The sequence below is a fragment of the Parabacteroides sp. TM07-1AC genome (genome assembly GCF_003480915.1).
GTDB classification, from domain to species: Bacteria; Bacteroidota; Bacteroidia; order Bacteroidales; family Tannerellaceae; genus Parabacteroides; species Parabacteroides chongii.
The window spans coordinates 14,307-35,422 of record NZ_QUKD01000010.1 but is presented as its reverse complement, the minus strand read 5'-3'; the positions used below and the strand labels follow the sequence as shown (position 1 = coordinate 35,422).

15 protein-coding genes and 1 pseudogene are annotated in these 21,116 nt (G+C 47.5%); 3 read left to right on the top strand and 13 right to left on the bottom strand.

The genetic code is table 11. The features are described from left to right. A complete protein-coding gene (locus DXD68_RS18310; protein WP_122363094.1) occupies positions 1-999 on the top strand; it encodes an ABC transporter ATP-binding protein in 999 nt (332 codons plus the stop codon). A 149-nt stretch (positions 1,000-1,148) separates the two neighbouring features. On the opposite strand, the pseudogene DXD68_RS18305 reads toward DXD68_RS18310, so the two are convergent. Beyond that, a pseudogene (locus DXD68_RS18305) lies at positions 1,149-2,057 on the bottom strand (Rpn family recombination-promoting nuclease/putative transposase). A 132-nt stretch (positions 2,058-2,189) separates the two neighbouring features. On the opposite strand from DXD68_RS18305, the gene DXD68_RS18300 reads away from it, so the two are divergent. Next, positions 2,190-2,867, top strand: a complete 678-nt coding sequence (locus DXD68_RS18300; RefSeq protein ID WP_122362951.1) for a hypothetical protein — start codon at positions 2,190-2,192, stop codon at positions 2,865-2,867. A gap of 49 nt (positions 2,868-2,916) precedes the next feature. Here the strand turns inward: DXD68_RS18300 and DXD68_RS18295 are convergent, their stop codons facing one another. The 8 genes from DXD68_RS18295 to DXD68_RS18260 all read right to left on the bottom strand — a co-directional run bounded on the left by DXD68_RS18295 (position 2,917) and on the right by DXD68_RS18260 (position 13,093). Next, on the bottom strand, positions 2,917-3,195 hold the full coding sequence (locus DXD68_RS18295) for an HU family DNA-binding protein (protein ID WP_122362950.1): 279 nt from the start codon (positions 3,193-3,195) through the stop codon (positions 2,917-2,919). 34 nt (positions 3,196-3,229) lie between these two features. After that, positions 3,230-5,509, bottom strand: a complete 2,280-nt coding sequence (locus DXD68_RS18290) for an FISUMP domain-containing protein (protein WP_122362949.1) — start codon at positions 5,507-5,509, stop codon at positions 3,230-3,232. A 118-nt stretch (positions 5,510-5,627) separates the two neighbouring features. Continuing rightward, positions 5,628-7,325, bottom strand: a complete 1,698-nt coding sequence (locus DXD68_RS18285) for a DUF1566 domain-containing protein (RefSeq protein WP_122362948.1) — start codon at positions 7,323-7,325, stop codon at positions 5,628-5,630. 136 nt (positions 7,326-7,461) lie between these two features. Further along, positions 7,462-8,241 carry a DUF4469 domain-containing protein gene (locus DXD68_RS18280; RefSeq protein WP_122362947.1) on the bottom strand — a complete coding sequence of 260 codons (780 nt, stop codon included), beginning with the start codon at positions 8,239-8,241 and terminating at the stop codon, positions 7,462-7,464. An 18-nt stretch (positions 8,242-8,259) separates the two neighbouring features. After that, complete coding sequence (locus tag DXD68_RS18275; protein WP_122362946.1) at positions 8,260-9,213, bottom strand: FimB/Mfa2 family fimbrial subunit; 954 nt, start codon at positions 9,211-9,213, stop codon at positions 8,260-8,262. Then, positions 9,206-10,729, bottom strand: a complete 1,524-nt coding sequence (locus tag DXD68_RS18270; RefSeq protein WP_122362945.1) for a DUF3868 domain-containing protein — start codon at positions 10,727-10,729, stop codon at positions 9,206-9,208. Before DXD68_RS18270 ends, DXD68_RS18275 begins: the two co-directional genes overlap by 8 nt. A gap of 15 nt (positions 10,730-10,744) precedes the next feature. Beyond that, positions 10,745-11,305: a DUF3575 domain-containing protein gene (locus DXD68_RS18265; RefSeq protein ID WP_122362944.1), complete on the bottom strand. Its 561-nt coding sequence runs from the start codon at positions 11,303-11,305 to the stop codon at positions 10,745-10,747. Between the two features lie 510 nt (positions 11,306-11,815). Next, entirely contained in the window at positions 11,816-13,093 is a 1,278-nt protein-coding gene (locus DXD68_RS18260) for a site-specific integrase (protein WP_122362943.1), read from the bottom strand. Between the two features lie 92 nt (positions 13,094-13,185). Between DXD68_RS18260 and DXD68_RS18255 the strand changes: the two genes are divergently transcribed. Continuing rightward, on the top strand, positions 13,186-14,742 hold the full coding sequence (locus DXD68_RS18255) for an ATP-binding protein (RefSeq protein ID WP_199715767.1): 1,557 nt from the start codon (positions 13,186-13,188) through the stop codon (positions 14,740-14,742). Here DXD68_RS18255 and cbiD read toward each other — a convergent pair. From cbiD to cobJ, 4 genes are read right to left on the bottom strand one after another with little or no spacing between them, the layout of a single operon-like run. Then, positions 14,729-16,570 carry a cobalt-precorrin-5B (C(1))-methyltransferase CbiD gene (gene cbiD, locus DXD68_RS18250; RefSeq protein ID WP_122362941.1) on the bottom strand — a complete coding sequence of 614 codons (1,842 nt, stop codon included), beginning with the start codon at positions 16,568-16,570 and terminating at the stop codon, positions 14,729-14,731. The genes DXD68_RS18255 and cbiD overlap by 14 nt on opposite strands. Positions 16,571-16,587: 17 nt before the next feature. Continuing rightward, entirely contained in the window at positions 16,588-18,432 is a 1,845-nt protein-coding gene (gene cobM, locus DXD68_RS18245; RefSeq protein ID WP_122362940.1) for a precorrin-4 C(11)-methyltransferase, read from the bottom strand. A 7-nt stretch (positions 18,433-18,439) separates the two neighbouring features. After that, positions 18,440-19,648: a precorrin-6y C5,15-methyltransferase (decarboxylating) subunit CbiE gene (cbiE, locus tag DXD68_RS18240; RefSeq protein ID WP_122362939.1), complete on the bottom strand. Its 1,209-nt coding sequence runs from the start codon at positions 19,646-19,648 to the stop codon at positions 18,440-18,442. Further along, positions 19,645-21,057, bottom strand: coding sequence for a precorrin-3B C(17)-methyltransferase (gene cobJ, locus DXD68_RS18235; protein WP_122362938.1), 1,413 nt, complete (start codon positions 21,055-21,057; stop codon positions 19,645-19,647). The genes cbiE and cobJ overlap by 4 nt, the downstream gene beginning before the upstream one ends. Positions 21,058-21,116 lie beyond the last annotated feature (59 nt).

Genomic DNA, 21,116 nt, shown 5'->3' with positions numbered 1-21,116 from the left:
ATGAAAGAGGCAACTATTCAGATAAACGATCTCTCTATCGGTTATCATTCCAAGAATGATACAAAGCTGGTAGCGAGCCATATAACGACAACAATCTACAGTGGCGAATTAACTTGCCTATTGGGAGCCAATGGCGTCGGGAAGTCTACTTTATTACGTACCCTGTCCGCTTTCCAGCCTCGTATATCCGGCGAAATAGCACTACTGTCCCGCGATATACAGGACTATAGTGACAAGGAGCTTAGCACTATAGTGGGAGTGGTACTGACAGATAAGTGTGAGATCCGTAATATGACTGTCCGGGAACTGATCGGGATGGGACGTAGTCCGTACACCGGCTTTTGGGGACGGTTAGGGAAAGAAGACAAGCAGATCGTAGAAGAATCTATCTCCCTGGTCCGTATCGAGAACCTTGCTTCGCGCATGGTGCACACCCTTTCTGATGGCGAGCGGCAGAAGGTTATGATCGCCAAAGCGCTGGCGCAGGAGACGCCTGTCATCTTTTTGGATGAACCGACAGCTTTTCTCGATTTCCCCAGCAAAGTCGAGATCATGCAATTGTTGCATAGTCTTACCCGTTCCACCAATAAAACGATTTTCCTTTCCACTCACGACCTCGAACTCGCCCTTCAGATAGCTGATAAGATCTGGCTGATGGATAGGGAGAAAGGGATCAGTACCGGTACGCCCGAAGACCTGGCATTGAGTGGTTCTCTGAGCGGTTTCTTTGCCCGTAAAGGGATTGTCTTCGATATGGAAACCGGATTGTTCCGTATCGACAACCAATACGATAAGAAAATCCGTCTTGTCGGTGACGGCCAGAAATATGCAATGGTGCGTAAGGCTCTTTTGCGAAACGGTTTCTATGCCGGCTCCGAAATAGAATCGGAGAGCTGGATCGATGTCGGTGATGCCGCAACATCTGCCATCACCCTTTATTTTTCGAACGGGCAGCAGCGACAGGTTGCTTCCATCGAAGAATTATTGTTATCTCTGTAATCTGCATGCCATTGTGTATCATTATGTAAATAGCTCAATTATTTCTAGAGATGAACGTTCGTTATTATCTCCGAATAACAAAACAAGCCCGGCCATTTTTCGGCTGAGCTTGTTTCGTTATATGATTATATTCTTCTTAATGCCAGCTTTTATAGCGCATTAACTGTCTTTTCATCCAATCCGGTGCACTCCATAATGGAAGCTAGGTCTATACCTTTCTTTTTCAAATTAGCAGCTACAAAAAGTAAGCTTTCCGCTTTGCCTTTTGCTTCACCTTCTGCTAGTCCTTCCGCTTTGCCTTCTGCTAGTCCTTCCGCTAGTCCTTCTGCTTAGCCTTCCGCTAATCCTTTTCGGATGGCGCTGTTGTAAATTGTTTTTTCTACGCTAATGCCATCCCAGAAATGTTCGTAGCCGGCCAACTGCTCTTCGGTAAAGGCAGATTCTTCCAGTTCGTTCAGTGCTTTGCTTATCTCCGGATTGGAAAGCAATTCTTCCGGAACCTTACGCGTATTCTCGTTGATCTCCGTCAGGTAACGAAGCCAGAGCACCTGCATTTTTTTCTCAGCATAATTATGCGGAGTGAATTTGGGAAGCTCTACAAAAATGAGCTGAAGTCCGTCGATCACCTTGTCGCTGTGCTCTACATGCACCAGTTCATAATGGTGATAATAGCCTTCCAGTTCCGGTTCAAAGATATCGTTCACCAGGTTAAGCGAATAGATAGGTTGTAGCAGTTCATACGTTTCCCCTTTATCCAGCTGTCGGACATAAGCCTTGGAGGCATTGAATAATACACGTTGATAAAATTCAGGAGACCATAACATCTGCATCTCGACCAAAAATTGACGGCCTTTCTTGTCCTTGCAGCGGACATCGACAATGCTGTATTTACGTAAAGGATTTTCCGGCACCATTTCGGAAGTTAAATACTCGATTTCGGTTATCTCTTCGCCGTTTTTCAAAGGCAACAATGCATTAAGCAGGCTCATTACCAAATCGGGATGCTCGCCGAATACCCGCTTGAATGTCAAATCAGCTTTTGGATTTAGATACTTCATAGTTATAAAGTTTTATATATTCACTGACAAATGTAGTGATTATTTTATGATAGACAAAGGGTTATTATGTTAACAGGATAAACTTTTCTCATCTCGTTTGTTATATAGAGGTAATTCAAAATATTAAACGTCATGAAAAAGTATTTCTTGTTTGCCTTTCTCGTCTCTGCATGGGTATTTACCTCCTGTGATAATGATGACGCTCCCGATATCGATGCGGATGTTCCCTTTTATCAGAATCTGGGTGTCGCTTACGATGTGACCAATAATACGACGCGTGTCGGAGCTAATTTCAATAAACTGGATAGTGCCGGCATCAATATCAGACTGAATGGTCCGGCTTCCATTACAATCAATGGTAAAACTCCGGACTTTGACAATGTAGGTACTTATTTTTATACTTATTCATTCCCAGGATTGGATGATATGACTTTTGTCTTTACGCGGGCAAAAGACAGTATCTATACAAATGTCGCTTCCATAAACGATGTGAAGCCGATCGCTATCCCCGAGTCTTTTACTTCAGCTAAAATAACAGGTACGACTACGCTTACCTGGGAGGGAGATCCGGTAGGAAAGGATGAACTGGTCGAGGTGCGGGTCACTTATGCCGGAGGATCATATAACGTGTTTAACCGTACTGAAGGCAGCAAATCCATCAACATCAATTTCGGTAATTCCTCTTTACCCGCTAAAGGTGCCCTGTCGCTCAGCCGTGCAAAAACTCATCCTTTGCAGGAGAGTAACGGAAATGCCGGAGGTCAGCTGAATGTTTCTTATATTCAGAGTAAGGAGATTACGCTGGAATAAAAATAATGAGGGCAAGACATCAATAGGTCTTGCCCTCATTTCTACAAGGTTACTTTTTGTTCAGACATTGTAATAAAAACTTCCCCGGTTTGAACTTGACGCTGACGCGTGAAGGGATCATGCAGGATTTGCCGGTTCGTGGATTGCGAGCCGGTCGTTCTGTCTGTTGCCAGCAGGCGAAGGAGCCGAATCCCTGAAGCACGATATTATTCCCCTGACTTAGGTTATCCTTGATTACCTCCTGCCATGTATTGATTATATGGAGGCTTTCGGTCTGTGTACAACCGAGCCGGGAGGATAACTCTTTAACCATATCTGCTTTATTCATATCAAATTTGTTTTTGTTAGTAATGACTGAACGGTTATTCCTGGATACAGCGCACCGAGTAACCGCAGACACGGTAGTTAGAGGATATATGTATCTTATTAGAGCAATTTACGCATTCGGCATAGATACTGGCATCTGGTACAGATGATGACCAATAGTAGCCCGAAATTCCTTGATTGTCAGGGCTTCCAAAGCTATCCTCGCGATAGCCGGCAGCAGGTAAAAGAAGTCTTTTCCCATTTTCTTTTCCAGGCATGGTGGAGCATAAGTTTATTCCATCCCAAGTATAACCGGTTTGATCAGATTCTTGATCTGCACCGATAGCTTTCCATTCAGCTGAGGTAGGGACACGCCAACCTTCAGGACAAGGATCGTGAGGAGTCTTAACAACATCAGCACTCTCTTTTCCTTCGTTGGCATTCCAAAGCTGTTGATACCAGGCTCCTTTTTCCATATTTTCAGCTTCCGGATTCGGATTACCTATACCATTAATCAGCAACCAATTTTTTTTCAATTCAGGAACTCCATAAATACCGATGAACTTACCATCCCATTTACTCATATTAGCGAGATCTGTTTGTTCCGGGCGATTCAGATCTCCGAGCATCTCTTCATCAATAATATTTGCATTATTCGTAGCCTTAAAACCATATGAACGTCCCCATTGGAACAATTTACCAGCATCGTCTGTAATGTCCGTATTGGTATCCTTGGTCGCTTTATTCTTCGCCGTTTTTGCCCCTACATTGATCGGAGCCCAATACCTGTCATCCTTCATTTTGACGGCGGCAAAACGTACTGTTTGTCCGGCCGTTGGGTCTAGATAAGTAACCGATGATGCTCCGCGATAGATTTCCAGTTTCATTTGTTCTTCTGTTGTGTCTCCCCATTTGACAGTGATGTAGCCGATGTGGACTTCATGAGGCTTTTGATCTGTATCGGCGCTGTTGTTTGCTGTTATAGTGACGGTTTTTGCAACCCCGGTAGTAGCCCTTGTGACAGGAGCGATCGTGATCCAGTTGTTATCGCCATCACCATAGGTCGGCTCGTATTCGGGAGTGGTTTCGATGGTGACCGGCTTGTCGTTGATATGGGAGACTGTTAGTGTGAATGTACCGCCGTCCACGTCGACGCGTATTTTGTCGTCTCCGACTTCCGCAACATTAGCACCAATGGCGCTGAAAGTTATCGGTGATACTGGTGCTTCCGGCTTAATGGTGATGCCACCGCTGCTTGTCCAGTCTTCGATCTCGAAGGCGGCTGCCATCGTGGTGCTGGTTACGTCGATGATACGCAGTTTGTAGCGGTTGTTGCGTAGGATGGCGATGTCGGCAGTGGTTCCCGTAGCACCGTCCGTCTTTTGAAGGGGGACGGTATAGGCAGCCGGTTTATCGCTGTTGCTCACCGGGTCGTGATACGTTCCTTTGATGATCAGGTAAGCCTTGTCGGTGGCAAGCGTGGGGTAGGTGTAGATGGCACTTTCCGTTACTCCTGTATTGGCATTCGCTAAGGCGGTGTAATCCACCTCTTTGTATTCCATCAGAAGGGGAGAGGTGGCCAGATCTGCATCGACTATTGGTGTCAGTGTGCCGCTACTCCAAAGTGTACCTGTCTTGCGTCCCTGTTTGAGGGCGATAGACTGGATGGTCAGGTTGGAAGTGCGTGCGGTGTTGTCGATATCGAAACGGGCAACGACACGTTTCAGTTCGATCTTCACGTTCGAGACGGTTCCCAGCATCTTTGTTGCGCCGTTACCGGTCATTAATAATGACGGGTACAAAACCTTGTCTACCGTAAGTGCCTTTGTGTACGATTGCAGGAAGGTTGCTTCGTCGGTGGCGGCATCAAAATTGTCGCTACTAGTGAATGGGGTAAGTGTCAGTGCGGTCGCTCCGTTTTCCTGATAGAGTTCGTCTTCGCGGTTTGCCACGAGGAAGAGCTTCAGGAAAGGATAACCTGCCACTTCGGAGGGGAAGATGGAAGCGTTCCATTCGGAGCCGGATGCTTGCAGGGCAAACTTTTTCAGTGTTTTGTCGTTTGCCGCTGCGCTTTCCCATTTGTCGAGGTATCTGTAAGTGCCAGCCTGCGCGTCGGAGGCAAAGATATAGACATCGAGGTTCTCTATCTTGTTTTCACTTTCTGAGGCAATTGCTTTCGTGTAGTCTACACCTTCGCCGTTGCCTGCGATAACCAACTGTATTTCGTTGGCATCTCCTGTCAAGGATATTTCACCGTCGACGGGGTCGTTGTTGCATCCCGTACAGGCGATGGCGAGTGCCGGGAGCAGTAATATGTTCTTTAGTTTTATATTCATTTTATTATATGTTTATTCTGGTTCATTATACCTTTGATTACTTGTTAGACTAACATCAACCCGCCTTACGATGGAAGCTATCCTCACGGCGGTCTTTGGGTTTTAAATTGATAAATTGTTAGAGATCCCGGACACAGCGAACATACTGACTTTTGTCTGTGGTGCTGTAATAGAAACTGTTAGAGACGAAGTCCAGTACGCACCGGCGACCGCTGTCACCATTGTAGACCGAACTACTCCAGTAGTAATTGCCGACGAACGTAGCACATCCATTATTCTGTAATGTTGTTCTATTATCATATATAGCCTTTAATTCAATCATAGTTGGCACACGCCAACCGGGACCTTTATCGCTACAATAACTTATAGTCTTTTCATAATTATATGTCTGTTCACTCTCAGTCTTCTCTACTTCTATAGAATACGTTTTACTCAAAGTACCAGTTGAAGATACACCATTCCTATCCGAACCGGTTGTCTCGGAAGACGCACCTCCGTCGTAATTAAATGGAGGATATATAGTAAAATTAGTCTTATAAGAATCCACTAAGTCCTGATTAATCGTAACAATGAAAGTTACCGTCGGAGGTACCGTCGGTTCGAATCCGTCGAGATCGTTGCCTGCATCTGACCAATCGGCCACGGTGAGGTCGAAGTCGATATGATAATCGTCTGCTTTCGATATGGTAATCGTATAACGGTGGTTCGGGTTCACTTCGATATGGGAGCCAGTTCCATTTACTTCCTGTTTGAAAGGAACTTGATAAGACACTGTTTTTTCGGGGTCTGTTTTGTTCATCCTGTATGTTCCTTCGAGTATGATATATCCGTTGTCCGCCTGTGGGCTGGGATAGGAGTAGAAAGCGGAAGCGGTAACACCTGCATTGGCATTCGTCTGGCCGGTGAAGGTACGTGCCGGCAGTGTGATAAGGTCTGCCGGGTCTGCCGGAGTTGTGGCAAACGGTTTCGCCGGGAAGAAAGTCGTTCCGCGACGTGCGTTTCCCATCGAAATACCGGTGATGGTGAATCGGCTGTCAGTAGCGTTGTTTATGACATCGAAACGGGCGACGGTGCGCGTCAGTTTGAAACCAGCCTGCAAGCGTGAAAAAGACTCGAAGTCTGTCAGGTCGAGCGGGATGGTGTAGGCTCCCGACATAGGGAGGGGCGATACTAACACATCAGCGGGTGTGGCAGCGTCGAGCAAGAGGCTGTGGAATGTCAGAAACTGTGTTTCGGTAGGGACGCCGACTGTTTGGACGCCTGTTCCCGCCTGTCCCGGAGTGGTGAGGGATAGCGGTTTGAAGTCGCCGTCCTGCATTACTTTTCCTGTAGTTCCGACTGTTGTGCCTTGACCGATTGTTCCGGTCGGGTCTACCAATTCCGGTTGGTTGGCTACAGCATAGAGTTTGACGAAGAGTCCTTTTTGCAGTTTGAGGCTGACGGAAGCTTCTTTGCCGTCGCCTGGCTGTTCGAGGTCGATAGGTGTCGCTGTTGCGGGCAGGTCTGCCGGGTCTTCGCGGTAGGCGAAGCGTTCCTGGAGGGTGTAGGTGCCGTCTTCCGTGTCCGATCCGAATGCGTAGACATCGAGTGAGGCGATCTTGTTTTCCTCTACTGTGGCGATTTCGCCTGCTTTCGTCCCTTTGGCCAACGATAACTGGTTTCTGAGAGTGACAACGACCTCCCTTCGGGTCGGGTCGTCCCCGTCAGACGGGGATGAAGGGTTAACGGGCAATCCTTCATGGTTTTCGCTTGTACAAGCGACTCCTGTCAACAGGATCGCTGTCGAGAGGAGGAATTGTTTTAATACTAGTTTCATTTTATATTAATTGACATGGTTAATAATCGCTATTGTGCATGGTGCTTATCGAAGGCTTCGATGTTCCCGTATCGATGGTATCGATAAACGTTTATCGACCCGGTCGATATGGACGTATCGAAGCCTCCGATGAAAATCATTCGATCACCGGACGATCGTCTTCGCCGGAATCATCACCGGATCCTACTGTCAGGAGCTTTTTGTATTCAATGGTACGGGGCTCCTTCAATAGCTGTTTGTTGGTACTGAACTGTGTCACGATGCGTAGGGTGTAGTTTCCGTCGGCCAGAGCCGGAACGCGGGCTATCAGCTTGCTGGGGTCATTTTGGGTGAGGCGGCGCGCTACTTTGGTCGTTGTGCCGTCTTCGGCAACAAAAAAGACACCGGCCACGGCATCGTCGCCGGCAATTTTAATGCTGTTGCCTGCGATCAGGATATCGTCGTTCGGGGTTATCGCACCGTTGGTCGCACCGGTCAACGTATCGGTGACGAGACCGATACCGGCTGTCTCGCCTTTGGCTCCCAGGTTGATCGTTTTCACTTTTGTCAGGGCTTCGCGTACGGATTTTGTCAGAATGATGTCGAATGTCAGTTTGTGAATAGCCGGGTCGAACGGGGCTTCCGGACTGTCGAACGCGCCTGTGATGCGCGGGATAAACTGGCAGAGGTCTGTCATCACACTATTGCCGTTCAATAACGCTTCGAGGATGATCTCGTTGCTTTGCGAGGTGACCGAAAGGAGCGTCGCATACTTGAGCTCCGAGCCGGTACGTTTGATTTCCTTGGCAATGTCGTCATTGCGCAACGTTTTCGGGCCGGATTTCACTTCGGCAACACAGTCTTCCGTGTTGTCTTTTGTCAATGGGTTGTCACGCAGTGTGAATTCCCAGTAATGGTCTTTTTCGTAATTGTCCATAATGTTTTATTTATTTGTTTATCCGATAACGCCCCCTTCGCTCCAGTCGGAAGCGGATGCGAAAGTGACGGTTATTTTGTCTTTATAAATGCTGATCAGTATATCGAATTCCTGCTTGATGTTCCGGTTCATATCCATCGGTAGCGAACTGAAAAACTTATGCAGGTCGAGTTCTTTGACGATCTGCTTTCCGTTGCGCCAAAGGCTCCATAACTGGTGGGTGCTGCCGGTGTAGCGGAATGTGGTGAACTGTCCTTCTACTTCCTGGTCGTAGGTCATTGCTGCCTTAGTCTCGTGATTGACCAGCGTGTTGTTGCTGATGCCGGGAATGGCGTAGACCCCGTCGCCCGAAGGGATATCCGTTTCCCAGCCTTTGATGAAATCGTAGCGCGCGGGGATATCTTTCAGTTGCATCCGGTAGGTTCCTCCGGCTTCGGGCCGTTCTTCATCTTCCATCCAGCGGACGGTGACAGAGAGAAGGGCATGCGCATGGGAGAGATAAACACGTTTCCGGCAGGGGAGCCCGTCTTCTACGGTAAAGGTGGCAGTGCCATAGTACAGACGACCTACGTTTCCACGGAATCCGGGAGGTACGCCAGCTTGCTCGGCACTGAGCCGGAGAGAGCCTAGCTGCGGATTGCCTGTTGTCTCGATGTCGCTGTTTTCCATATTTCCCCAGGCCGTTATTGTGTAGTCACCGGCGGGTAGTTTGGCTTCCCATGCGGTCAGGCTGTCGCCGCGCAGCATATTGGTGTCGAGCAAGCGGCCTTCGGCATCGAAAAGATATTGCCGGAGGTTGTTGGCATAATGCGGAAGCTGGTTGTCGGAGCTATTGCCGGCATACCAATATTCGATATGGGTGCGGTCGGGACAAATGCATAATTCGTCGTCGAAGGCACAGGAGCTGAGTACCATCAGCACGAGATGGCATACTATACAGAGCGAATATGTTTTTCTGTTCGTCTTATTCATGTCCGGTATCCGATTCTCCGTTTTCAATCTTTTGTAAATTCGCTCTTGCTTTCAACGGTTCCACGCCTATCGCTTTGCGGAACCAGACGGCTGCTCCTTCCGGATCGCCTTCCAGCAGGGTCAGTACGCCCATATTGTTCCAGGCACGGGGATCGTCTTCCACTTTGCTCAGGTAGTTCCATGCCGATTTCAAGTCGCCGCCTAGCATCACGGCGGAGGCTGCGTTGACATTGGCTACCACATCCTGCGGGAAATGGAAGGCTGCTATTTCGTACACTTCCCTGTATTGCACGGTACCGGGACGATAGTAGCGTGCCACTTCGTACATTTCTTCGAGGCTGAGCAGTTCGGGATGCGAATAGATCAGCGTGGCGGCATCTTTTGTCTCCACCCGTGCCACGTGGTAATCTACGGCTACTTCGAGGCGGCGCAGGAGGGGGAAGAGGTCGCGGCAGAGTTTCTTATATACGTTGTCCGGCAATTCCATCAGTTGTTTTTCCCGCCCTTCGAATATGCCGTTCTGCCGGATCGTTTGCAGTACTTCCTGCTTATAAGGCGGATCGACTTGTTCGAGCAGTACGACCAGGCCGTCCCAGTCTTCGGCTACCGACGAGACGTTGAATAGCTTCTGAGGAAGCCGGTAGGTGCTTCTTATATAGTGGGTGAAATATTGCGAACGGTTGGACGAAAGTTCTTCGTTGTGTTTATAGGGGCCGTCGGGCGAGGCGTATCCGCATATATCGATCTGTTCGATCTTTGTATAGCCGCTTTCCAGTACGGGAGTCAGCAGGCTGTCCATCTTGCCCAGTTCCTTGCGGTTGTTTTTGAAGTCGGGGAGGATCTCGAATTTGCCTAACGGATAATCTATATATAAGGTTGCTTTTCCGGAACGTTGCTTGCCGTCTTTTTCCGGCAGTGGGGTAAGGAAAGAGACCATCGGTATGCAGCTTGCCAGCATTTCACCGGAAAGGGCAACCGTCGTGCGACCCGGTTTTCGTGTTTGGTGCGGAGCCGCGGAAGGTGCAGGAATGTCCGGGGAGGGGATGTTGCTCAGGGCGAGATTGTCTGTCAGTGTATCCGTCCCCAGCAACCGGAGGTCGCAGCAGTCTTTGATTTCTTGTTGAAGCAAGAGGGAGGCATGAGCCATCCATGAGGTGTAAGGAATAGATACTGTATAATCTATCAGTTTCGACTTGTTCCCCCGGAGAATGCGGTAAGGAGCAGGAGCGGCTTTTCCCGATAAAGCCTGTTCGCGTTGGTCGTAGCGGTAGCGTTTTGCTCCGCTGACAACGACCGGAGGCAACGGCAACTGATGGGTCTTATCTGTCAATACCGGTGTGAAAGTCAGTGCCGTCAGACTGCCGGTCTTTATATTGTTCAAGTCCATCGAGAGGACAAGATGCAGGCTGTCGTTGTGAACGCTGATTTCCTGCGGAATAATGCGGAACTCCTGTCCACCGGCTTTATCTGGTAGGAGAAGGAGTAACGTTAGTATATATACTAATAGATGTTTCATAAGCTCGTTGTTGTATTAGCGTAGGAAGTAAATAATGGAAAGTCCTGCCCGTGTGGGACCGATGTAACTGCGCGTATAGAAGCCGGTCGGTTCGGCGCATTCAACGCATTTGTAGCGGGTATATTCCATCCGGGCATAGCCGGCTCCGATAGTAGCTTCCAATCCCCAATGACGTCCGATAGCCCAGTGATAGCCGTAGGATAGTCCGCCTCCGTAGAGGGTGCCGCGTAGTTCGTGTTGTTCCAGGTTGGGGATAAAAGGGATTTGTCCGATATTGAAATGACCGTAATGACCGTGCAGGCCGATAAAGTGTCCTTCGAATTTGCGACAGAACCAGTAGCGTATTTCCGGTTGAGCCAGGTAGAAATTAAGATGCATTTTATTATTGAACTTCCAGGGATTGTAGGCTCCCCATATATCGACAGAGAACTTCTTTCCGATGCCGATCTCTACACCGGCATTAGGGCTTGCCGTTGCCAGAAACAATACATTCGTTTTCAGTGCAACCTGCTGTCCGGATATGCTGACAGTGAACGGAAGTAGTAATAGTAGCAGTAAGGAGAACTGTTTATACATGTTGTTTTCTTGCTTTATGTCCGTTCTGTCTCTTGGTAAGAGACGGAACGAAGAAAGCAGGAGGTGTGTGATGCTTTGACTATATGGGGAGATTTTTATAAAGGAAAAGTGGTTTATAAGCTACGGTGAAACAAAATGGTAAACAAAAAGTGTATAAATAAGTACTGGTTACGATTGACGCTTTTTAGTAAGGCTTAAAAATCAACCGGAGTTGGCCTTCTTCCCGTAAGAAAAGTGAAGATTTGAAAGAGTAAAAACATAAAACAATTTGTAAACAGTTAAATTACAGTAGTTTAAACGATGGGTGACTAGTTGAAATCAGAATATTGGAGAATGTAAGGAAAGATTTTACTGAATGGTTCCTTCCCTTAAAATATGTATTCATATTGGAATCCGTATGAATATTAAGGCTCCTTTGTGCAAAAAAACGGATAAAAACCTAGAGTATATCAAAAAAGGTTATTACATTTGTGACGTTTTAACAGATACTATATCTATCCGTTCCGTCTCTTACCAAGAGACAGAATACCCATCTGAATATCTAAAGGCATTCATATTACTTTTGTGTTTATACTTCATTTTACCGTATATTACCACATCATTCGCGTGATCCAGTCGCGGGTTATCGAGTAGACCGATATAGATAAGCGTCACTTTCGTGGAAGAATGCCCCAGCCCTTTAGAAATAAGTTCTATCGGAACTCCCTTTTGATTGGCAATGCTGGCCCAGGTGTGACGGGCTACATAGGTCGTGAGATTTTCCACGCCTACCAGTTCCCCCAGTTTTTTAAGCTGTTTGTTTTGTAGCCGGAGGGCACTTTCATAATTGATATAAGTGGCATCATCGCTGAGTATGGGGAATAGTCTCCGGCGACTGTTGGAGGCATAACGTTTTATGATTGCGATCATTTCCGGAAGCAGACGTATCTTTAATTCCTGTCCGGTTTTCTGCCGCTTATAGGTCAATGTATCCCCTTTTATGTTTTCCTTTTTGAGGTGGGCGAGGTCGATATACGACATGCCCCGTGCATAGTAGGAAAAGAGAAACATATCGCGGGCGAATTTCAGGGCGGGCGACTGTAATTCCTTGTCGGTAAGTTTGGCCAGCCGTATGATCACCTTTTCTTCTACGGCACGTTTGGCGGTCTTCTCCACCCGGGTATTGACCTGTGCGAAAGGGGAGGAGGCGTTGGGGATAAGTCCGGTTTTGACCGCCTTGTTCCAACAGGATTGTGTGATACGGAGATAGAAGGAGACGGTATTGGGGGCGAGTCCTTTTTCGATAAGCCAGGTTTCCAGCTGTTTCACTTTCGTTTCGTCGATATCGTCCAGCCGTATGTCTTTCCCTTCCGAAAAGAGAGTAAGCGTATTGAGCGTACTGCGGTAATGATGCGAAGTGGCTTTCTTTCCCTCCCGGGCGAATTGCTCGCTGAGTTGTTCCATAAAGGAATACAGGGACCTCTTATCTTCGTTTTCCTTGCAGGCCGACAGCAGGTTGGCAACCGACAGGGTGTTGTTCCTCTCCAGAAAACGAATGAGATTGAAGAGGTACTGCTGCCGTTCTTTTATTTGGCTATCTAATGAATACAGGTGCAACACTTGCTCCGGCGGAGTGCCGGGAGGTATGCGGATACATCCTTCTTGTTCGTCCCATTCGTTGTCGGACAGTTTGATCCCCAAAGGTATGCGCGCCACTTTGCGGCAATAGATGATCTGCAGGTAAACGGGCATAGGCCGACCCGGTTTCGCTGACTTCTTTCGTTTGATCTTTACTGAAATTTTACTCATAACAAGTTCTTTTATAATAAATATAAAGGTAACGCCTTTATTATTTCTATCTTTGTATCTGTACTTTTAAAATGCGCGGATATATGGAAACAATGTATACCAGAAAATACCCGATAGGGATACAGGATTTCGAGAAAATCAGAAAAGAAGGTTATCTGTATATAGATAAGACCGAATTGATGTATCGATTGGTAAAAACCGGTAGCTACTATTTCCTGAGCCGCCCCCGTCGTTTTGGCAAAAGTCTCTTGATTTCCACATTAGAAGCTTATTTTAAAGGTAAAAAAGAACTTTTTGAAGGACTGGCTGTTGAACAGTTGGAAAAAGATTGGCTGACCTATCCGGTGTTTCATCTCGACTTGAATGCTGCAAAATACGATCAGGTAAACGATTTGGACGACATGCTGAACCGTAAGTTATCTGCCTGGGAAGAATTATATGGTTCCGATCCGGCAGAAAAAAGCCTGGCTTTACGCTTTGCCGGTGTCATTGAACGAGCCAGCATGCAGGCAGGACGCCGTGTAGTCATCCTGGTTGACGAATATGACAAACCTATGTTGCAGGCCATTGACAATGAGGAGTTGCAAAACGAATACCGCAATACCCTGAAAGCCTTTTACGGTGTGATGAAGAGTATGGACAGGTATATCCAGTTTGCTTTCCTCACAGGTGTAACCAAGTTCGGCAAAGTAAGTGTGTTCAGCGATCTGAATAATTTGGATGATATATCAATGTGGAAGCCTTATGTTTCCATCTGTGGTATAAACGAAGAGGAGTTGCATCGTGATTTTGAAGAAGATATCCAGGCACTGGCTTCCGCGCTCGATATAACGTATGAAGAAACTTGTACGGAACTGGAGGCTTCTTATGACGGCTATCACTTCGTTGAAAATTCTGTGGGTATTTACAATCCATTCAGCTTACTGAATACATTGTCAAAGAAGAAATTCGGTAGCTACTGGTTCGAAACCGGAACTCCAACCTATTTGGTAAAGTTGTTGCAAAAATCAAACTACGACCTTTACCGGATGGCACATACCGAGACCGATGCCGATGTACTGAACAGCATCGATGCCATTTCGAGAAATCCCATACCGGTAATCTATCAAAGCGGTTACCTGACGATCAAGGGATACGACAAGACCTTTGGCCTTTATCGTCTGGGCTTTCCCAATAAAGAGGTAGAAGAAGGGTTTGTCAAATATCTTCTTCCTTATTATACTCCGGTGAGCAAAGTCGATACTACTTTCCAAATCAAGAAGTTTGCCCAGGAAGTTTACGAAGGCAATTACGATGCCTTTTTCCGGCGACTGCAAAGTTTCTTTGCCGATACACCTTATGAGTTGGTTCGTGATCTGGAGCTACATTACCAAAATGTGCTCTTTATTGTTTTTAAGTTGTTGGGCTTCTATGTAAAAGCGGAATACCATACCTCCGAAGGCCGTGTAGATTTGATCTTGCAGACCGACTGTTTCATTTATGTCATGGAGTTCAAACTCGACGGCACAGCAGAAGAGGCATTGCAACAAATTGACGACAAAGGCTACGCCCTTCCGTTCGCATCCGATCCGCGTACGTTGTTCCGCATCGGAGTGAATTTCAGTGCAAAGACTCGTAACATCGAAAAGTGGTTGGTTATTTCCAAATAACTCCTTCTTCCGTTATCAATAAGATAGATAATTCTCCTTTAGGCAGGAGTGGGGTGCAATGTTCATGGCATCTTTTCAATAAGAGATTGAAGAATGCTTCTTGTTCTTCTGCAGGAAGCAATTGCCATAGTTCGCGGGCTAACGTGATGGTGTCGATCTTTTGGATTGTGTCTTCGGCACAGCCTGCCTGATGCGCCAAATCTTTCAGGAAGTCTTTATTCATCACTACCTTTTTACTGTGCGTATCGAGGAAGCCTTCGGCCAGTTTGACTGCTTTACCGATCATGATACCCATAACTACCAGGGGGAAGTCGAGCGATGAGGCTATCTTTAGGGTTTCGCCGATAAAGTTTCCGTAATGAACGAATGCCTGTGGAGGTAGTTCGGGGTAACGGGCTTTCAGATACCGTTCGCTTTTAGCACCGGAGTTTATTATGAGTGTCGTGCAACCGATAGCTTTGGCAACCTCCGCTTCTTTACGGATGGAGGCGATAAAAGCATCGGTCGAGAAAGGGCGTACGATGCCCGATGTCCCGATAATGGAGATGCCGCCGACGATACCCAGTTTCGGGTTGAATGTTCTTGCTGCCAACTCTTCACCTCCGGGAACGGAGATAGTGACTGTCAGTCCGCAGACTTCTGTCGTTTTTGCATTATGGGGAATAGATTGCCGGTATTCTTCTAAAACGGCAGTCAACTCTTCCACTATCATCTTGCGGGGTGTTGTGTTGATAGCAGGACCACCGACTTCCAGTCCCAAGCCAGGTAATGTTACCGTACCGACTCCCGTGCCTGCGACAAAACGGATGGGAGCAGAGGCGGATTCCTTTGAGAGAGTCACCTTCGCAATGATTTTAGAGCCGTTGGTCACGTCCGGGTCGTCCCCTGCATCTTTGATGACTGAGCAGATGGCACTGTCGCCTTCCCATTCGGTTTCTGCGACAGGTAAAGTGATCAATTCGCCTGATGGCAAAGTGATGGAGGATTGGGTTTGTTTCTCCTTATTGAGCAGTGCAATTAGTGCCGCTTTGGCAGCTGCTGTGGCACAAGCTCCGGTCGTGTAGCCATGATGCAAAGGGAAGAATTCCGGCAATAGCCGTTCTATTTGCTTGCGCAATCCGTCTTCTCCGTAAACAAAGTAGAATGTTTCGGGAAGTGCCGGACGTTTAACGACAAATACCGGGATCGAACGCTTACGGGCGGCAGTTACTTTTTCCGTGAAATAACCGGTTTGTCCGCTTTCTTTGGTGATAATGGCATCCGGCTGTAGCCGATCCATCCATTCGCCGGCATCATCTTCTTCCTGATAGAAAAGCAAATGCTCTGACGGAAATCCTTGCTTCATGGCAATGGCGAGCGATTCTTCCCGTTCGAGTATACGGAACCATGTGGGATATTTTTCCCACCAGGGACGAAGAGGGGCAATTGTGTTGACTCCGGTTAGTGCAAGTAAATTGTGTGTACCCTGTTCGTCCAATTTACGGATTGCATCGGCATAGTCGTTACACCATACCAATTCCGGGTCGCGCGGCGGATAACGCCGTTCGTAGCGGATAACCGGCAGTTGGAGGGAGGTAGAAACTTCTGCCACTGTCCGATGCAGGGCTGTGGCAAAAGGATGGGCGGCATCGATCAGCAGGCGGATACCTTTTTCACGGCAGAAGATTTCCATACTAGCCGTGTCCATGCCTCCGGTCAGCCGGATACCGTGTGCGCATTCTATCTCCTGAAGCGATCCTTTGGTTGAATAATAATAAGGTCCGCTTCCTTCATCAGCGATGCGTACACTGGCACGTCCTTCCGTTGTCCCTCCTAATATCAGTATCATCGTTCTTTCTGATAATGTTATTTGCGGAACAGATGTTTGAACTCGTCGGCGTACAGACGCGATAAGCCTTCCCGGTTGTCGATCGCATCTCCGACTACCAATAAGGTCGTTAATGTCAGATGATTGTCCTTGACTATCTTTGCCAGGTCTTTCAATTCGCCCCGATAGATACGTTCGTCTTTCCAGGTCAGTTTGTAGCAGGCGGCAACGGGTGTGGTAGGCGCATAATGTTGAAGAAGTTCTTCCTGCACTTTATCCACAATCCCGGCACTGAGATAAATACACATCGTGCTCTGGCTGGCTGCTAGTTTGTGCAGTTGCTCTTTTTCAGGCATCGGTGTACGGCCTTCACCCCGGGTTAGAATAATGGTCTGTACCTTTTCCGGAATGGTAAACTGCGACTGTAAAGCGGCAGCAGCAGCCTGAAAAGAGGAAATTCCCGGTGTGATATGATAACTCATATTATATTGATCGAAGAAAGCCATCTGTTCCTGTATCGCTCCATAGATACAAGGATCACCGGTATGTAGTCGGACAATGAATTTGCCTTTGTCGTAAAACTCTTTCATCAGCATGAACTGCTCTTCCAGGTTCATGTCTGCCGAACTGCGTACAGTAGCTTCCGGTTTGGCACAGAAAGTAAGCTCTTTCGGAACCAGGCTTCCGGCATATAAGATCAGATCCGCCTTTTCCAGCATCCTACGGCCACGGATAGAGATCAGTTCCGGATTGCCGGGACCGGCACCGACTATCTCGATATGGCCTTGCCGCTGAACGGATTTATCCATTGCCACTGCGAATGTATAATCATTCTGTTCGCCTAACTGCCCTTTTTGTTTCTCCAGCAGCAGCAAACCTCCTCCTGCACTTTGTATGGCAGCAGCTTCAGCAACGCTTGACGACTGGGTCACCTCTTTTACTTTAGCGGAAGGATTCGGAACGGACAGTTTGTTCAAGACATCCGCCGGGTATGTCTTGAAAGGACAATCCATGATGCCGTATGCCAGCAGAGCGAGTATGGCTTCGTCCTTTTTCAGATCGATGGAAGAGAGGTCCACCAAGGATTCGGGACAGAGGTTGTTATCGATCAGCGTGGCGATGATATGCTGGTGCATTTCTATCGGATCGCCTTTCAGCCCTTTCCGGCAACCTATACCCAGATGCAATACTTTCGGGAAATAAGATACCATCTTAATCTCTGCCTCATAAATGAACGGTCCGACAGTAATCACCAGCTCGAACTGGTCGAGCGGAATGTCGGAGAATTTATTGAATATCTGAACGTGTTCAGGACAGCTTTGTTCGAGATATTCCGTTCCTTTATCGCGGACATTCAGTAACAGAGCTGTCGGCTTTTTATTGACGAAAGCAGCGATACAGGCATTCATTGCATTTTCATTGTCAGTCAGATCGTCGGCTACGACCGACCAGCCGAATTTCTCCGCCAGTGTATCGAGTGCCCATAGGCCGGTGTTGTCGCTTTGGGTGGTGACGATCGCGTTCCCTCCCAGTATCTGTGCTAGTTCTATGCTTAGTTCGTTTGCGCCTCCGATATGTCCGGATAAAACCGGAATGATATATTTGCCGGTACTGTCGATGCAAACCACGGCAGGATCGGTATGCTTATCCATTACATAAGGTGCAATGCAGCGTACACATATTCCCATTGCCCCGATAAAAATAATGGCATCCGACTGGAGGAACAGGTCTCCTACAATGGAATCGATAGACTCCATCACGACCGTTTCCTCTTGCGATTCTTTACTGTAGATAACCGCGTCGGGATATTGTTTCTTGATTTGTCGTGCCAGGGGCAGGCTGCTGACCGATACCACGACAATTGCTATAGATTTTTTATTCATAGTTTACTTATTTTGCTTCTTTGAAAGCCTTCAGTATGGTGATCGGATTGTAATCGCCGATACTTACATCCAGCGGATCGTCCAGTTTTAATCCGGCTTCGCGGACGGCTTCGACAAACAGCTTTTCACTTTCTTCCGATACGGAGTTGAATACCAGCAGACCGTCGGGAGCCAGGTATCGGGCTACTTTCTGTACGATCTCCTTCAGTTTTCCGCCATGTCCTCCGATAAATACAGCATCGGGAGCATGCAGGTCGGAAACATCTTCCTCCATGAAGTCGCATATATGCACATCGATACCGGGTGCTCCCAGTTTGGAACTGTTTTTCTCCATCAGCGTCCAGCACTCCTTGCGTATTTCAAACGCGTGGATATGCAGATGCGGATACTGGCGTTTCGCTTCGATGGATACAGAGCCGGTGCAGAAACCGATGTCCCAGAAATGATCACACATAGGGAGCATCAAGGCACTCATATCGAGTACGCGGACAGGAGCTTTGGTGATCATCCGTTCCCGTCCGTCGAGCAGTTCGAACATCTTGTCGGGAATGCCCAAAGGACGATATGTGATGTCGTTATACATCCGTTGCAGGATTACGCAGTTCGGGCTGTCGATCGGATGTTCTTCCACTTCCGACAGAGCAAGCGAACGTGAGACGCGTTGCTTTTCCGGATTTCCCAGGTGTTCACCGATATACATTTTATATTGTGTGAAACCATATTTCAGCAAACGCATAGCAATGGCTGCCGGTGTATGTACGTGATCGGTCAGAATACCGATTTTGGCCCTGTTCTCTATCAACGCACGGTCCAGTTCATGCCACGGGCGACCGGTAAGGGAAACCATGCTCATGTCGTTGTAGGATATTTTCAGTTCATGTGAAAGCATTTGCAACGAGTTGAACGAGGGCAGGAGCGTTATTTCAGCATCCGGCATCCGTTTGAGGATCGTTGAGGCGAATCCGTAGAACAAAGGGTCGCCCGAAGCAAATACGACAATCTTCTGATGATATTCGTACTCGTTGAAAACATCGTCGAGCGGTGCTTTTATATCGATCCATACAGCATCTTCCGGCAGAAAAGGCTTCAGTATCTCATGATGTCTTTTTCCGCCTGAAAAATAGGTGTTGCCATTGATTATATCTACGATTTTATTACTCTTGCTGATGTAATTGGGGTCATCGGGGATGCCGATGACGATAAATTGAGTTCTCATACGTCTCTTCCTGGTTTTAAATGAATAGCGTCGTTATAACAAAGTATAGAATTTACTAGTGTTGCGGCCAGATTACTTCCGCCTTTACGTCCTTCCACGATCAGTTTGGGAATGGAGGTAAACGGTTTCACCATATGTTTGGATTCCTGCACGTGCACGAAACCGACGGGGGCTGCGATAATTCCGGCAGGAGTTGCTTTCCCCTTGCGGATCAGGTCGCATAATTCCATCAGTGCCGTCGGTGCATTGCCGAAGACAAATAAAGCGTCCGGATGTTCGCTGACGGCGATCCGGATGCCGGCTTGTGTGCGGGTGATGCCTTTTTCAGAAGCAAGAGCAACAGTCTGCTCATCCTGCAGATAGCATTTCACCTCGATGCCCATACGCTGCAAAGCTCCTTTACGGATACCGGATGCTGCCATGGTAACGTCGGTGATGATGGTACGGACAGTGCTGGTGCTCAGTTTCTCATATAAAGAGGATACGGCATTATCATCGATTCGCAATATATTCTCCATATCGAAATCGGCTGTCGTATGGATCGCATGCAGCAATGCCCATTTTTTATCTAACGGAATATCTTTGTTTTTCAGTTCTTTCTCGATGGTGCGAAAACTGCGGATCATAATATCTTGTCCAATACCAGTTTCTGCTTTACCCATCTTGATTTCACCGTAATAGCCGCGTGGTGTAATCATCTTGTTGTCGAACCGGTAAGTTTGTGAGTTGCCGATCAGAACAACAGTGAACATATCTACTTGTTCCGGATCGAACTCTGCCAGGGTGGTGATCGTCACTTTCTGCTCTTCACGTCCTGCCTGGCGGACAAAACCGACAGGTGTCTGCGGATCGCGTTCCTGCAGGAAAAGTTCGATCAGACGATACAGCTGCCAGTAGCGGCCTTCGCTTTTGGGATTGTAGATCGCTGTGATAAAGTCGGCCATCGCTGCCGCTTTGATACGCTTCTCTATCAGCTCCCAGGGAGTCATCAGGTCGGAGAGGGAGATCACACAGAAATCATGACCTACCGGAGCGCCCAGCAGGGAGGCTGCTTTCTGGAATGCACTGATACCGGGAAGAACTTCGATAGGGATGTTGCTTCCTTTTTCGCGCTGCATTTCATAAATAAGCGGAGCCATTCCGTAAATACCTGCATCACCGGAACTGATAACTGTTACTACTTTGCCTTCGGTTGCATAATTATATGCTTCTTCGGCACGTACTTTTTCCCGTTTCATTCCCGAATCGATGCAGATCGCATCAGGACGGATCGCTGATTCAATAAACTGGAAGTAATATTTATACCCAACGATAACATCCGACTGGCGGATGGCGGATAGAACTGCCGGTGTAATATCTGATTCGCTGCCGGGACCGATCCCGGCTACGATTATTTTTCCTGTGCTCATCTTTTAGCTTTGAGTTATTGATTCTGATTTCATCAGTACCAACAAAGATAATGTATTTT

Bases quoted from the DNA above. Each gene is read 5' to 3' on its own strand.
- DXD68_RS18310 (WP_122363094.1), top strand. From the start codon at position 1: ATGAAAGAGGCAACTATTCAGATAAACGATCTCTCTATCGGTTATCAT.
- DXD68_RS18300 (WP_122362951.1), top strand. From the start codon at position 2,190: ATGAAAAAGTATTTCTTGTTTGCCTTTCTCGTCTCTGCATGGGTATTT.
- DXD68_RS18295 (WP_122362950.1), bottom strand. From the start codon at position 3,195: ATGAATAAAGCAGATATGGTTAAAGAGTTATCCTCCCGGCTCGGTTGT.
- DXD68_RS18290 (WP_122362949.1), bottom strand. From the start codon at position 5,509: ATGAATATAAAACTAAAGAACATATTACTGCTCCCGGCACTCGCCATC.
- DXD68_RS18285 (WP_122362948.1), bottom strand. From the start codon at position 7,325: ATGAAACTAGTATTAAAACAATTCCTCCTCTCGACAGCGATCCTGTTG.
- DXD68_RS18280 (WP_122362947.1), bottom strand. From the start codon at position 8,241: ATGGACAATTACGAAAAAGACCATTACTGGGAATTCACACTGCGTGAC.
- DXD68_RS18275 (WP_122362946.1), bottom strand. From the start codon at position 9,213: ATGAATAAGACGAACAGAAAAACATATTCGCTCTGTATAGTATGCCAT.
- DXD68_RS18270 (WP_122362945.1), bottom strand. From the start codon at position 10,729: ATGAAACATCTATTAGTATATATACTAACGTTACTCCTTCTCCTACCA.
- DXD68_RS18265 (WP_122362944.1), bottom strand. From the start codon at position 11,305: ATGTATAAACAGTTCTCCTTACTGCTACTATTACTACTTCCGTTCACT.
- DXD68_RS18260 (WP_122362943.1), bottom strand. From the start codon at position 13,093: ATGAGTAAAATTTCAGTAAAGATCAAACGAAAGAAGTCAGCGAAACCG.
- DXD68_RS18255 (WP_199715767.1), top strand. From the start codon at position 13,186: ATGTATACCAGAAAATACCCGATAGGGATACAGGATTTCGAGAAAATC.
- cbiD (WP_122362941.1), bottom strand. From the start codon at position 16,570: ATGATACTGATATTAGGAGGGACAACGGAAGGACGTGCCAGTGTACGC.
- cobM (WP_122362940.1), bottom strand. From the start codon at position 18,432: ATGAATAAAAAATCTATAGCAATTGTCGTGGTATCGGTCAGCAGCCTG.
- cbiE (WP_122362939.1), bottom strand. From the start codon at position 19,648: ATGAGAACTCAATTTATCGTCATCGGCATCCCCGATGACCCCAATTAC.
- cobJ (WP_122362938.1), bottom strand. From the start codon at position 21,057: ATGAGCACAGGAAAAATAATCGTAGCCGGGATCGGTCCCGGCAGCGAA.